13 protein-coding genes are annotated in these 13,022 nt (G+C 65.4%); 7 read left to right on the top strand and 6 right to left on the bottom strand.

What is annotated here, in order from left to right:
- Positions 1-41: 41 nt before the first annotated feature.
- From ripB to HPC46_RS12375, 3 genes are all read right to left on the bottom strand, one after another.
- A complete protein-coding gene (gene ripB / locus HPC46_RS12385; RefSeq protein WP_179470172.1) occupies positions 42-734 on the bottom strand; it encodes an NlpC/P60 family peptidoglycan endopeptidase RipB in 693 nt (230 codons plus the stop codon).
- Between the two features lie 224 nt (positions 735-958).
- Positions 959-1,348: a BlaI/MecI/CopY family transcriptional regulator gene (locus HPC46_RS12380; RefSeq protein ID WP_179470170.1), complete on the bottom strand. Its 390-nt coding sequence runs from the start codon at positions 1,346-1,348 to the stop codon at positions 959-961.
- Between the two features lie 54 nt (positions 1,349-1,402).
- The gene (locus tag HPC46_RS12375) at positions 1,403-2,302 is read right to left on the bottom strand and encodes a M56 family metallopeptidase (RefSeq protein ID WP_179470168.1); all 900 of its coding nucleotides are present in this window, start codon (positions 2,300-2,302) and stop codon (positions 1,403-1,405) included.
- A 390-nt stretch (positions 2,303-2,692) separates the two neighbouring features.
- Here HPC46_RS12375 and HPC46_RS12370 point away from each other — a divergent pair, with 390 nt between their 5' ends.
- Complete coding sequence (locus HPC46_RS12370) at positions 2,693-3,109, top strand: hypothetical protein (protein ID WP_325096645.1); 417 nt, start codon at positions 2,693-2,695, stop codon at positions 3,107-3,109.
- 19 nt (positions 3,110-3,128) lie between these two features.
- Here HPC46_RS12370 and HPC46_RS12365 read toward each other — a convergent pair whose 3' ends face one another.
- Entirely contained in the window at positions 3,129-3,830 is a 702-nt protein-coding gene (locus tag HPC46_RS12365) for a hypothetical protein (protein ID WP_179470164.1), read from the bottom strand.
- A gap of 129 nt (positions 3,831-3,959) precedes the next feature.
- On the opposite strand from HPC46_RS12365, the gene HPC46_RS12360 reads away from it, so the two are divergent.
- Positions 3,960-5,861, top strand: coding sequence for an ArnT family glycosyltransferase (locus HPC46_RS12360; protein WP_407665493.1), 1,902 nt, complete (start codon positions 3,960-3,962; stop codon positions 5,859-5,861).
- Here the strand turns inward: HPC46_RS12360 and HPC46_RS12355 are convergent, their stop codons facing one another.
- Both HPC46_RS12355 and HPC46_RS12350 read right to left on the bottom strand, forming a co-directional pair.
- Positions 5,862-6,959 (bottom strand): fatty acid desaturase family protein, encoded by a 1,098-nt coding sequence (locus HPC46_RS12355; RefSeq protein WP_179470161.1) that lies wholly within the window; start codon positions 6,957-6,959, stop codon positions 5,862-5,864.
- A gap of 16 nt (positions 6,960-6,975) precedes the next feature.
- A complete protein-coding gene (locus tag HPC46_RS12350) occupies positions 6,976-8,022 on the bottom strand; it encodes a ferredoxin reductase (protein WP_179470159.1) in 1,047 nt (348 codons plus the stop codon).
- Positions 8,023-8,092: 70 nt separating this feature from the next.
- Between HPC46_RS12350 and HPC46_RS12345 the strand changes: the two genes are divergently transcribed.
- The 5 genes from HPC46_RS12345 (at position 8,093) to glgX (ending at position 12,922) form a co-directional block, all read left to right on the top strand.
- The gene (locus tag HPC46_RS12345; RefSeq protein ID WP_325096644.1) at positions 8,093-8,818 is read left to right on the top strand and encodes a TetR family transcriptional regulator; all 726 of its coding nucleotides are present in this window, start codon (positions 8,093-8,095) and stop codon (positions 8,816-8,818) included.
- Positions 8,819-8,889: 71 nt separating this feature from the next.
- Positions 8,890-9,567 carry an HAD family hydrolase gene (locus HPC46_RS12340; protein WP_179470155.1) on the top strand — a complete coding sequence of 226 codons (678 nt, stop codon included), beginning with the start codon at positions 8,890-8,892 and terminating at the stop codon, positions 9,565-9,567.
- On the top strand, positions 9,564-10,268 hold the full coding sequence (locus HPC46_RS12335; protein ID WP_179470153.1) for a pyrimidine reductase family protein: 705 nt from the start codon (positions 9,564-9,566) through the stop codon (positions 10,266-10,268). The genes HPC46_RS12340 and HPC46_RS12335 overlap by 4 nt, the downstream gene beginning before the upstream one ends.
- A complete protein-coding gene (locus HPC46_RS12330) occupies positions 10,265-10,690 on the top strand; it encodes a hypothetical protein (protein ID WP_179470151.1) in 426 nt (141 codons plus the stop codon). The genes HPC46_RS12335 and HPC46_RS12330 overlap by 4 nt, the downstream gene beginning before the upstream one ends.
- Before the next feature lie 99 nt (positions 10,691-10,789).
- Positions 10,790-12,922, top strand: coding sequence for a glycogen debranching protein GlgX (gene glgX / locus HPC46_RS12325; RefSeq protein ID WP_179470149.1), 2,133 nt, complete (start codon positions 10,790-10,792; stop codon positions 12,920-12,922).
- Positions 12,923-13,022 lie beyond the last annotated feature (100 nt).

The following is a 13,022-nucleotide window of genomic DNA, read 5'->3' as shown; positions in this document are numbered from 1 at the left end:
AGGTGAGCCCACCTTGGGTCAGCCCGGCGACGTACAGCGCATCAGCCCTCGATGATGCGGGTCACGTACGGCGTCATCCCCGCCGTTCTCACGGGAGAGATTTTGACCGGCACCCCAGTCTGCTGAGCCTCCAGCATCTGGCCGCCGCCAAGGTATATCGCCTCGTGCTGACTTCCCCCCGGTCCCCAGAACAGTAGATCCCCTCGCCGGGCTTGCGATGGGGCGATCTTGCGGCCCGCGTTGTACTGGTCACCCGACCATCGGGGCAGAAGTACACCCACACCGGCGTACGCGTACCTGGTGAGCCCTGAACAGTCGAAACCTACTGTGCCGGCTCCGGAGTCGATCCCATTGCTCGGGCCGTTGAGGCTTCCGCCGCCCCATGAATACGGAACACCGATTTGGGTGCCGGCACGGCGTATGACGTATTCGATCGCCTGACTTCCGGAGACGCGTCTACCAGCGGCGGGCACGACGTTGGTGTCACTACCGGCCAAGCCGAGACTCTGCAGGAAGGACCGACCGAGGTCCATAGTGGTCTGCAGGGCGGACGCGCTCGCCCGAAGTGATGCGTTCGCGATCGCCAACGGGTCACCCGGCGCTCCAGCACTGACGACGTTGGGGAGCAAGGGATCCCACGCCACGGAGCCGGGATCCGCGGCAGCAGGAATGGACGGCTGCAGGAACAACGCTGCGAACAAGAGACAGATCAGCCGCATCAGTCGGTGAAGCATCTTCGATCACGTCCTCGCTCTGCTGTTGCGCGTGCCCACGCAGCGACGACAAGAAGGACATTGCTGCGCGGGCAGAACCGATTTGCATCTCACGGATACTGCTTTACTTAGTACGTAGTTACTACGTATTTCGGTACCGTAGCAGTGCAGAGCAGGCACTCACACCCGCATCTCGTATCACTTGAGTAACGATCGCCCCTGTGGGCGTGTCGGATTGGACAAAATTACTTCTGGTTCGGCTTACCCGTTCGCTTTGCCCTGCGCCGCAACGCCGTCCGTAGGCCCTCCGACGCTTCAGCGTCCATCTGTTCGACAAAGTGAGCGAGCACCAGTTCGGGGCGCCCGCCGCCTTCGAGTGCCTCACGCATCAGGCTCGCGGTGTGTTCTTCGCGGGTCATGACCGCCCAGTACCGGTATGCGCGACCGTCTTTCTCCCGGTCAAGCCAACCTTTGGCATGCAGATTGTCCATCGTCGACATCACTGTGGTGTAGGCGATCCGCCGTTCGGCAGCGAGCTCGTCAAAGAGCTCACGTACCGTGATGGTATAGGGGTCGCGATCCCAGACCCTCGCCATGACGGTGGCTTCCAACTCGCCGAATCCTCGAACCCTCATGCAGATCCTCAACTCTCATCGGGCGGTCCAATATTCGCCGTATCAGATCACTGCTCAGGGTCCGCACGACGCAAGGGTGACACCAACTGTCAACGCGCACAACGCCAATGCCGTCGCCGCCATCATCGCAACCGCTGCCGCCGATCGCGATCGGCGCGTCGTGCCATCAGGAGTCTGTTTTGTCAGGCGTGCTAACCGCAACTGCGCACGTTCACCGGCGATCCCGAGCGCGACGGCCGGTGCGGCCGTGTGCTGGAGAGCCTGGATTGCCTGCCGAACCGGCCACGTGCCGTGAACTCGGGCAGCTTGGGCATCGGCATCCAATTCGATAAGGGTCCGTACCAACGAGGGCGACTGCCGCGTCAGAGGCAACCAGCCGAGGCCCGCGGAGAGCGCCTGCGCCACCGCCATGAACAAATGGTGACGCCTGCGGATATGCGCCCGTTCGTGGGTATCGACGGCGCTCACCGCGGCCTGCCCTAAGCACCTGCGGACTCCCTCACTCATCACAACGAGAGGAGGGTTGCCCGCCAGGCTATAAGCATGCGGCTCCGGCGTCGGCAGCCACAAAACCGAGCGCGGCTGTGGCGCCTTTCCCGTCAGCAGCCACGCCAATTCGACATGTCGCGCGTGAACACGGCGACGGCGGAGTGCGGTGCTACCCAGCTGCCACGTCCCCCGAACGACGGCGATGACGACTGCCGTGCCGCTGAGCGACGCCGCGACGGAATTTACCCAATGCGGCAGGCCGGAATCGGGCGGTAGCCAACAACCGTGAGCGAGTTTGGTCACGAGCGGCACTGCGATCGCGGACACCGCGAGACATACCGGGATCGCCCAAAGGGTCAGCAACAGTCCCGCGTCGACATTCCGCCGCATCCCGCGGCGCAGCAGTGGCGGCGAGAACACCCCGACGAGAAGGCCGCCGATTGTCCATAGAACTGCGCCTGTCATTGGCCGCGCCACCCCTTTCTCCGCCTCACGATAACCGGCCCTCCCGGCGAGAGGCGTCACCACCACGCGCTAACTACTGAGCTCGACAGTAGCCGAATACGTAGTTACTACGGAGAACCACTTCACGCCCGCAGCGATCGGTAGCGCAATCACGTTGTATCCCAACCCCAGCCGTGGTTCTGACCCAGGACAGGCCCGAATCTGCCCCGGCGCCGGTATGGCCCCCATATGCCTTCCATAAAGATTTGACGAAGAAGTGGGCAGACTGCGCCGAATCGAGGACCCACATCCGTCATCGCGTATCGTCCGCGAGCAGAGCCTCGCGGTGCGACGGGCAGGAGGGCGATGGTCGACAACCCTGGGAATCACATACGGCGCAGAAGCCGACTCGTGCTGTTCGCCGCCCTTGTCCTGGTGGGCGCGGCCATCGTCGCCGTTGCCATCACCACGGGCGCGCTGCGGCTGTGGAAAGCCGACGACGCCGGTCCTACAGCCGAACAGTCCGCTCAGCAGCGTTGCCAACGCGACGTGCTCGAGAAGGTGCTATCTCCGTCGACGTCGCACTTCTCCGAGGTACGGGCTGAGGCCAGCGCCCTCGACGTCGACGGCCGAGATCTGTTCTCGCTCACCCTCGAGGAACCCCTCAAAGACATCGACGAATCCCGCATCACCGTGCTGAACGTCTCGGGTGTGATCAGTACGCCCACCGAAGTCGGCTCGACGCTGTCCGACCACTTCGACTGTCGGGCCTATTTCGTCGATGGCTCCTTGGTGCACACCCTGGTCCTCTTCGAACACGCCCATTGAGCGGTGAGTTGATCAGTTCTCAGTCGCCATGGCTGTGCTGGTGACCGTCGGCCTCCGCCGGGGCCGGGGATTCCGAATGATGATCACCGGCTGTGTTCAGGCTCATGTCAGTCACCGGTAGTCCCGGCGGAGCCACAGGCACCACCTGGAGATCATGGTCGGTCACATCAGCATGGTGGCCCGGCGCCCGTTCTGCCTCAGCCGGGCCGCCGTGGTGATGGTGTTGGCCCTGGAGGCCGGACGCCAGGCCAACCGTGACCGCACCTGCCATCACGGCGTTGGCTCCCAACAACACCACGGCTCGCCCGAGACCTGAAATCTCGTCTCCCCGGTAGCGCCGAAGCAATGCCCACCCCGCACCCATGATCACGTAGCACTGAAGCAGCAGGACCGCTATCCCGGCCGCCTCGACCGCCTCGGGCACTCCCGCGTTGGGGCCGAACGGGGCACCCGCGGTTCGGGACATAACCCACAACGCAGCTGAACCGAGATTGGCCGCGGCGCCGGCGGCGAGCAGTATTCGCGTCGGTCGCGACCATGCGAGAAATCCCCAAACCAGCTGAAACGCCGCGATCGCGGCGAAGAACACCCCTGACGGCAGCCAGTCTGTCCAGTGCATCGGCACCACGGCGACATGGATGACGGCTGCGCCGATCGAAGCCACGGCCGCACACCGGGCCGCTAGCTGGCTGTCGGTCTTTCTCACGACGGTGGCGCCCACAGCGTCGACCGTGACACACCGAGCCCGTCCGTACGAGCAGCAAGCAATAACAGTCAGATGCCAGCTCGGCAACAGCGCCGCCAGTTTCCTTACAGTCAACAGTCAGGCATAAGTGGGTCAATAGGTGTTGTGACAACGACGTTCCAAACCCCGCTGCCGCAGGACGCCACCGAGATTGCCACAACCCCAGCCCGCCCGTCGCGATGGGACCGCGCCGGATTGGTGCTGCTGCTCACCGGCACCGCCGTGATGTACCTGTGGAACATCACCGTCAACGGTATGGGAAACCAGTTCTACGCCGGCGCCGCTCAGGCCGGCTCGAGGAACTGGGAGGCGCTGCTGTTCGGTTCGCTCGACTCGGCCAATTTCATCACCGTCGACAAGCCGCCGGTGTCCCAGTGGGTGATGGGATTGTCGGGCCAGCTGTTCGGCTTCAGCAGTGCCAGCATGCTGATTCCCGAGGCACTCATGGCGGTGGCGACGGTCGCGCTGCTCTATGCGGCGGTGACACGCATCTGCGGCCCGCGTGCGGGGCTGCTCGCGGCTGCCGCGCTGGCACTCACGCCGGTGGCCGCGTTGATGTTCCGCTTCAACAACCCCGACGCCGCGATGGTCCTGCTGATGATGGTCTCCGCCTACTGCACCGTGCGCGCGCTCGACCGGGCGAGCGGCACGTGGCTGGCCTGGGCGGGCGTCGCGCTGGGGTTCGCGTTTCTGGCCAAGATGCTCGAAGGGCTGATGGTGGTGCCGGCCGTGGGGGTGGTCTACCTCATCGCCGCACCGACGACGCTGCGGACACGGGTGTTGCACTTGCTCGGCGCACTGGCGGCGTTCGGAGTGTCGGCCGGCTGGTTCGTGGTGTTGACGGTGGTGTGGCCGGCCTCGTCGCGCCCGTACATCGCCGGTTCGACGGACAACAGCTTCATGGATCTTGTGCTGGGCTACAACGGGTTTGCCCGGGTACTCGGGCACAACCACATGAACTTCGGCCCCAGCGATCCGCTCGGTAACTCCGTCGGCGACGGCCTGCGTCACCTCGGCGGGTTCGGCGGTATGGGTGGCCAGAAGGAGGGGCTGAGCCGGTTGTTGGCCGGCGAGTTCGGTTTCGAGGTCGGCTGGCTGGTTCCGGCGGCACTGCTCGCCTTCGTGCTCGTGCTGATCTCCCGCGGGCGAGCCCCTCGCACCGACACAGTCCGTGCGGGCGCGCTGCTGCTCGGCGGATGGCTGATCGTCGACGGCCTGGTGCTGAGCTACATGAAGGGCATGGTGCACCCTTACTACTGCCTGTCGCTGGCGCCCGCGGTGGCCGGCATGGTGGCGATCGGTGCCCAGGAAATGTGGGTGCGCCGCCAATCCCGCTTCGGGCGTATCGGTCTGACCGCGCTGATTGCGGTGACCGGGATCTGGAGTTGGTTTGTGCTGGGCCGCAACGGGGATTGGCTGCCCGCGCTGCGATGGACGATCCTGGCCTGCACCGTACTGGCGGCGGTCACGCTCGCGGTGTCGGCGCCGAGCAGGCGCCGAGTCGCGCTGGCCGCCGCCGCACTGGGGGTCGCTGCGATGCTGGCCGGCCCGACTGCCTACGCGATGGCCACGCTCGGCGCGGCACATCGCGGTGGCGGACCGACGGTAGGTCCGTCGCGGCCGAAGACCGGCTTTGGAGCGGGATTCGACGAGACGCAGGACAATCCGCAGCTGGCCAATCTGTTGCGGGCCACCAGGACGAAGTGGTCGGCGGCGGTGGTCGGATCGTCGACGGCAGCCGGTCTCGAATTATCAAGCGGCACTGCGGTCATGGCGATCGGCGGATTCACCGGGGCAGACCCGGTTCCCAGCCTCGGCCAGTTCAAGGCTGACGTCTCCGATGGCCAGGTGACGTACTACATCGTCGAGAAGGACTGGCGGGGCAAACCCGGCGGGTGGCCGGCAGGCAATCGCAGTCACACCGGCCTCACCGACTGGGTCACCGCAACGTTTGCCGCGATCCAGGTCGGCGACGACGATGTGTACGACCTGACCAAGCCGAAGTGATCAGGCGGCCGCGACCAGTTCGTCGGACTCCTGGCGCTGCCTGGTCGGCAACGCCAGCTTGACGATCTTGCGCACCACGGTGGCGAACTGTTTGGGCAGCGGCCCCGCGTTGTACGGCACGCCGTAACGCTCGCACACCTCGCGAACACGCGGGGCCATCTCGGCGTAGCGGCGCGCCGGCACATCCGGGAACAGGTGGTGCTCGATCTGGTGGGACAGGTTGCCCGACAGCAGGTGGAAGAGCTTGCCGCCGGTCAGGTTGGCCGAGCCGAGGATTTGCCGGAAGTACCACTGACCACGAGACTCGTTGCGGGTCTCCTCGACGGTGAATTCCTGCGTGCCATCCGGGAAATGACCACAGAAGATGATCGCGTAGGACCACACGTTGCGGATCAGGTTGGCCGTCAGATTGCCGGTGAACACGAACGGCGCGACCGGTCCGGCCAGCAGCGGAAAGGCGACGTAGTCCTTGAGCAGCTGGCGACGGGTCTTGTGCCAGATCTCGCGGAGAACCTCACGCTTGTCGGACAGCGAGATCGCGCCGGAGCGGATGCGTTCGGTCTCCAGCTCGTGCAATGCGACGCCGTACTGGAACAGCACCATAAGCAGGAAGGCATACACCGGGTTGCCCAAGTAGTAGGGCCGCCAGCGTTGGTCGGGGCTCATCCGCAGGATGCCGTAACCGATGTCGCGGTCCATGCCGACGATGTTGGTGAACGTGTGGTGAGAGAAGTTGTGCGAGTGCCGCCACTGGTCGGCCGGGCACGCGGTGTCCCATTCGAAGGTGCGGCCGGCCAGCGCAGGGTCGCCGGTCCACTCGTACTGCCCGTGCATGACGTTGTGGCCGATCTCCATGTTGTCCAAGATCTTCGAGATCCCGAGCAGCGCGGTGCCGGCCAGCCAGGCCGGCGGGAAGATGCCGGCCATCAGCAGCGCGCGGCCGCCGATCTCCATGGCGCGCTGAGCCTTGATGACCCGGCGGATGTAGTCGACGTCGGTCTGGCCGAGGTCGGCGATCACCCGTTCCTTGATGGCGTCGAGTTCGCGGCCGAACTCGTCGGCCTGCTCGGGTGTCAGTGTGATGTGTTGGGGGGTCATGGTTTTCCCTTTCGTCTCACAACGCGATCTCGACGTCGCCCACGGGAACGGACACGCAGATCTGCACGTCCTCCTCGTCGGCGGTCGATACCGCGCCGGTGGTCACGTTGCGCACGGCGCCGCGATGCTTGCGGCGGGTGCAGGTATGGCAGATGCCCATCCGGCATCCGCTGGTGGGGTTCAGCCCGGCGTCCTCGGCCTGGTCCAGCAGGGGACGTCCGTCGTCTTCTGTGTCGATTGCGCTGTCCCGGAAGGTAATTCGACCGCCCGACGGAGAATCCGGGGCGACGAACGGCATCGGGACGAAGCTTTCGGCCGAGACTTCGCTGCAGTGCTCCCGCACCGCCTCGACGAGAGCCGGTGGTCCGCAGACGTACACCGCGTCAGGATCGACCATGGCGGCCTGCAGGTGCTCGGGACCGAAGCGGCCGGTGAGCTCGCCGCCGGGCGAGCGGGTGTAGCCGTGGAGGACCCGGTACGGCATGGCCGCGAGCTCGGCTCGGTAACACGCCTCCTCCGGCTTGCGGGCGTAGTGGATGAAGGCCACGTCGCCGTCGAAGCCCTCGGCATGCAGGGTCCGCAGCATCGACATCACCGGGGTGATCCCGCTGCCGCCGGAGACGAACAGAATGCGCCGGGGCCTGCGGTCGGGCATCACGAAGTCGCCTGCCGGTTCAGAGAGCCCGACGACCATGCCGGGGCGGGCGTGCCGGTAGAGGTGGCCCGACACCAGGCCGCCGTCGTGGCAGCCGATCGTCAGCTCGATGAGCGGCGAGCCTTCGGCGCCGGCCGGCGAATAGCAGCGGGTGTGGCGGCGGCCGTCGATCTCCACCGTCACGTTCAGGTGTTGGCCGGCGCGGTAGCCGGCGACGGCCGCATTCGGGGCAAGGAGGAGGGTGACGCTGCGCGGGGTGGTCCGTCGTACGTCGACCACCTTGGCCCTGGCGTCAGTGGTCCAGGTCGGGTCCACCAGCTCGGTGTACCGGTCGACGCCATGCGGACCGGTGAGCAGATCGACCAGCGGCGAGCGGAGCACCTTCTTGGTCAGAGTTTGAGTGAACATATGTATACCGTTCCTGGTGAAAGTGCACGTCGTCAAGGAATTTGGCCAGAGTGTGGTAGCGTTCACAACAGTGAACAGTCGTACGCCGAGCTCACGCCGTGAGCGCTCGAGCAGGTCTCGCTCGCGGGAGACGCCCTCGCGCGAGGAGCGCAAAGAGGCCACCCGCCGGGCGATCATCGCTGCCGCGCTGAAGCTGCTGGACGAGCGCAGCTTCAGCGGTCTCAGCCTGCGCGAAGTCACCCGGGAGGCGGGTATCGTGCCCGCCGCGTTCTACCGGCACTTCGAGTCGATGGAAGCCCTCGGCCTGGTGCTCATCGACGAGTCGTTCCGCACGCTGCGGGAGATGTTGCGCAGTGCTCGCGCGGGGAAGCTGGACCCGAACCGGGTGATCGAGTCGACGGTGGAGATCCTGGTCGCCGGGGTGGCCGAACAGCGCGAGCACTGGCGGTTCATCGGGCGCGAACGGTCCAGCGGTGTGACGGTGCTGCGGTATGCGATCCGCACCGAGATCCGGCTGATCACCTCGGAGCTGGCTACCGACCTGGCCCGCTTTCCCGGTCTGAACACCTGGAGTACCGAAGACCTCAACATCTTGGCCAGCCTGTTCGTGAATTCGATGATCATCATCGCCGAGGCGATCGAAGACGCCCACGACGCGGCCGCACTCGACGAGATCAAGCGCACGGCCGTCAAGCAACTGCGGATGATCACGATCGGCGTCGATGCCTGGCAACCCGAGGAGGGCGACGACGACGGCGCCATTGCCGACGAAGGCGTGGACACACCCGAGTCCTGAGCGTTCTGCGACTGCTGAAGCACCTGATAGACAAAATGTTTCGGCGTACGCAAACGGGTATACCCCAGCCCATGGACCCGCGGCCCGCTGTGCTCTTCGACATCGACGGCACCCTCGTCGACTCGAATTACCTGCACGTTCACGCCTGGCAACGAGCCTTCCACGAGGCGCGTCTGCCCGTCGAGGCGTGGCACATCCACCGCTCGATCGGGATGGACGGTTCCACTCTGGTCGACAAGCTCTCCAAGGGTGCCGACGACGATGTGCAGAAGCGGCTCAAGGACTTACACACCTGCTACTACGAGGCCAGCGCTGAGCTGCTGGCGGCCCTGCCCGGCGCACGTCAGCTGCTGCAACAGGTGGCCGACTCGAAGCTGCAGGTCGTGCTGGCGACGTCGGCGCCGGAGAACGAACTGGCGATGCTACTCGCGACCCTGTCGTGCGATGACCTGGTATCAGCCATCACCTCCTCCGAGGACGTCGAACAGGCCAAGCCCAGGCCCGACATCGTCAACGTCGCTCTCGAGAAGGCCGGCGTGAGCGCCGAGCACGCCGTGTTCGTCGGCGACACCGTCTGGGACGTCGAGGCGAGCACTCGCGCCGGGGTCCCCTGCATCGCCGTACTATCCGGCGGCGTGTCGCGTGGTGAGCTCGAAAGCGCTGGAGCGGCAGCCATTTTCGACGATGCCCAGGATCTGTGCGAACACCTTGGCGACTCACCGATCGCCGCGCTGATCGAGCGCCGATGATTTTCGACGAACTGGTGCCGCTCTACCGTGACCCACCCGACGGGGTCCGAGTCAACATGATCATGTCGCTGGACGGTGCGGCCGCATTCGGCGGACGAGCGGGGCCGCTGTCGGATACGAACGATCAGAATCTGCTGCTGGCCTTGCGTGGATTCGCCGACGTGGTGCTGGTTGGGGCGGGGACCGTGCGCGCCGAAGGCTACGGCCCGGTCCGGCTGACCGCCGACCAGTGCGTCGAGCGCTGGGAACGCTGGGGCCTCGAGTCCGCCCCGCCCATCGCGGTGGTGACCCACACCGGTCACCTGCCCGCAGCACTGTTCGCCAATCCCAAGCAGCGACCCATCCTGATCACCACCGCGCACCTGGCGCACGCCCACCCCGAAGTGCGCGACCACGCCGACCTGGTGATCGCCGGCGACACCGCGGTCAACGTCGCCGCCGCGATAAGCACTCTGCAGGCCGGCGGCATGCGCCGGATCCTGTGCGAGGGCGGCCCCACCCTGCTCGACGAACTCGTGGCCAACGACCTCGTCGACGAGATGTGCCTGACGATCTCCCCCACCCTGGCCGCCACCGCCGCCATCGACCGCCCGGGAGCGCACGCGCTCACCGCGCCCGCGCGCATGACACTGGGCCACGTCGTGACGGTGGACGACTACGTATACCTGCGATACACCCGGTCCGGCGAGGGAAGCCTATGAGCGGTGACGAGCTCCTGGGGCGGCGACCCGACGGCGTCGACGACGACACCGTCGAGGCGGTCGGATCACTGTCCGAGGCGCTGGAGTACGTCGAGCGGGCACGGGGTCACCTCTACTCCTTTCACCAGCTGATGGGTCATGCCGACCTCCTGCTCGGCGAGACCTGCGACAAGCTGCGGGACTCCGGCCACCCCGACATCGCCGCGGTGCTGAGCACCGAGCTCGTCGGCCGCAACGTCCTCGAGGGTCGCTGGACCTTCCAGGTCGTCGAAGAGTTCGACGACAACTACTGGTCGGTGTTACGCGACCATGAGCGCACCGTGCGTGACCAGATGATGGGCGGCCAGCGGCACGTGTTCGAGGCCGAGATGAAGCAACGGCGCCGCACCAAGGGGCACCGCGGCCACGGCGCAACTCCGTGAGCCAAATTGTCGCGACAGTCACAAACCCCTGCGCATAGATTTGGTATCGCCGGTTCCTGGGTATGCCGGACAGTCCGCCGATGATTCAAGGGAGTCCACGTGACCAACGCCGCCGCACTCGAGGTATGGCCGGGTAAGGCCTATCCTCTGGGTGCCACCTACGACGGCTACGGCACCAATTTCGGGGTGTTCTCGGAGGTGGCCGAGCGAGTCGAGCTGTGCCTCTTCGACGAGGACGGCACCGAGACCCGCATCGTCCTGCCCGAGGTCGACGGTTTCGTCTGGCACGGCTACCTGCCCGGCGTGGAACCTGGCCAGCGCTACGGATATCGGGTGTACGGCCCTTACGATCCCACCGAAGGCCAACGCTGTAATCCGAACAAGCTTCTTCTAGACCCCTACGCCAAGGCCATCGACGGCACCTTCGACTGGAACCAGTCGCTGTTCGGCTACAACTTCGGTGACCCGGATAGCCGCAACGACGACGACTCGGCGGCGAGTATGCCCAAGTCGGTGGTCATCAACCCGTACTTCGACTGGGGAGTGGACCGGCCGCCGCAGCGCGAGTACGCCGACAGCGTGATCTACGAGGCACACGTCAAGGGTCTGACCCAAACCCATCCCGACATTCCGGACAATGCCCGTGGAACCTACTCGGCGATCGCCCACCCGGTGATCATCGAGCACCTGAAAGAGTTGGGCGCCACCGCGATCGAGCTGATGCCGGTGCACCACTTCGCCAACGATTCCACCCTGATCGACAAGGGTCTGTCGAACTACTGGGGATACAACACGATTGGGTTCTTCGCCCCGGACAGCAAATACTCGGCCAGCACCACCCCTGGCGGCCAAGTTCAGGAGTTCAAGGCAATGGTGCGCGCATTGCACGAGGCCGGCATCGAGGTGATCCTCGACGTCGTCTACAACCACACCGCTGAAGGCAACCACCTCGGGCCGACGGTGTCGTTCCGAGGCCTCGACAACGCCGCCTACTACCGGCTCGTCGACGACGACAAGCGCTACTACATGGACTACACGGGTACCGGCAACAGCCTCAACGTCGGGCACCCCCATTCGCTCCAACTGATCATGGATTCGTTGCGCTACTGGGTGCTGGAGATGCACGTGGACGGTTTCCGCTTCGACCTGGCGTCCACGCTGGCCCGCGAGTTCTACGACGTCGACCGGCTGAGCACGTTTTTCGAACTGGTGCAACAAGATCCAACAGTCAGCCAGGTCAAGCTCATCGCCGAGCCATGGGACGTCGGCCCCGGCGGCTACCAGGTCGGCAACTTTCCGCCGCAGTGGACGGAGTGGAACGGCAAGTTCCGCGACACCGTCCGCGACTTCTGGCGCGGGGAAGACGCCAGCCTAGGCGAGTTCGCTTCCCGGCTGACCGGCTCGGCCGATCTCTACGAGCACACCGCGCGTCGTCCGGTCGCCTCGATCAACTTCGTCACCGCCCACGACGGCTTCACGTTGCGGGACCTGGTGTCCTACAACGAGAAACACAACGAAGACAACGGCGAGGACAACAACGACGGCGAGAGCAACAACAAGTCGTGGAACTGCGGCGTCGAAGGCCCCACACTCGACCCCGAGATCAACGCACTACGAACTCGCCAGCAGCGCAACCTGATTGCGACGACCATCCTGTCCCAGGGCGTTCCGATGATCTGCCACGGCGACGAGCTCGGCCGAACGCAGGGCGGCAACAACAACGGCTACTGCCAGGACAACGAGATCACCTGGATCGACTGGGCCGGCGCCGACGCCGGACTGCTCGACTTCACCGCCACGGTGTCGGCGCTGCGCGCGGCGCATCCGGTGTTCCGCCGGCGGCGCTTCTTCAACGGCCGGCCAGTCCGCCGCCGGGGCAGCAAAGGCGTGCCTGACATCTCCTGGTTCCGCCCGGACGGGTCGGAGATGAGCGACGACGATTGGGACTCCGGCTTTGGCAAATCGGTGGCGGTCTACCTCAATGGCCACGGCATTCCCGACCTGGACGCCCGTGGCCAGCGCGTCATCGACGAATCCTTCGTCATGTGCTTCAACGCCCACCACGAGCCCATCGAGTTCACCCTGCCGCCGGCTGAGTTTGGAAAAGCATGGTGGCCGGTTCTCGACACAGCCACTGGAACTGGGGAAACCGAAGACACTGGGGTGGTGAAGGCTGGTGCACCGCTGCACATCGAGCCGCGCGCGATGATGGTGCTACGAGCAGTTCAGTAGGGCGTTCACCGCTGGAAATACGCCTTGTGCATCGTAAAGAACCAGATCACGGCCGATCCCCTCCCCTCCGGGGGACCCGCCATGACCCGTTTTGCACCCG

It is taken from the genome of Mycolicibacterium vinylchloridicum (assembly GCF_013404075.1).
GTDB lineage: Bacteria > Actinomycetota > Actinomycetes > Mycobacteriales > Mycobacteriaceae > Mycobacterium > Mycobacterium vinylchloridicum.
This window is presented reverse-complemented; position numbering and strand designations above follow the sequence as displayed.

Bases quoted from the DNA above. Each gene is read 5' to 3' on its own strand.
- ripB (WP_179470172.1), bottom strand. From the start codon at position 734: ATGCTTCACCGACTGATGCGGCTGATCTGTCTCTTGTTCGCAGCGTTG.
- HPC46_RS12380 (WP_179470170.1), bottom strand. From the start codon at position 1,348: ATGAGGGTTCGAGGATTCGGCGAGTTGGAAGCCACCGTCATGGCGAGG.
- HPC46_RS12375 (WP_179470168.1), bottom strand. From the start codon at position 2,302: ATGACAGGCGCAGTTCTATGGACAATCGGCGGCCTTCTCGTCGGGGTG.
- HPC46_RS12355 (WP_179470161.1), bottom strand. From the start codon at position 6,959: ATGACCCCCCAACACATCACACTGACACCCGAGCAGGCCGACGAGTTC.
- HPC46_RS12350 (WP_179470159.1), bottom strand. From the start codon at position 8,022: ATGTTCACTCAAACTCTGACCAAGAAGGTGCTCCGCTCGCCGCTGGTC.
- HPC46_RS12340 (WP_179470155.1), top strand. From the start codon at position 8,890: ATGGACCCGCGGCCCGCTGTGCTCTTCGACATCGACGGCACCCTCGTC.
- HPC46_RS12335 (WP_179470153.1), top strand. From the start codon at position 9,564: ATGATTTTCGACGAACTGGTGCCGCTCTACCGTGACCCACCCGACGGG.
- HPC46_RS12330 (WP_179470151.1), top strand. From the start codon at position 10,265: ATGAGCGGTGACGAGCTCCTGGGGCGGCGACCCGACGGCGTCGACGAC.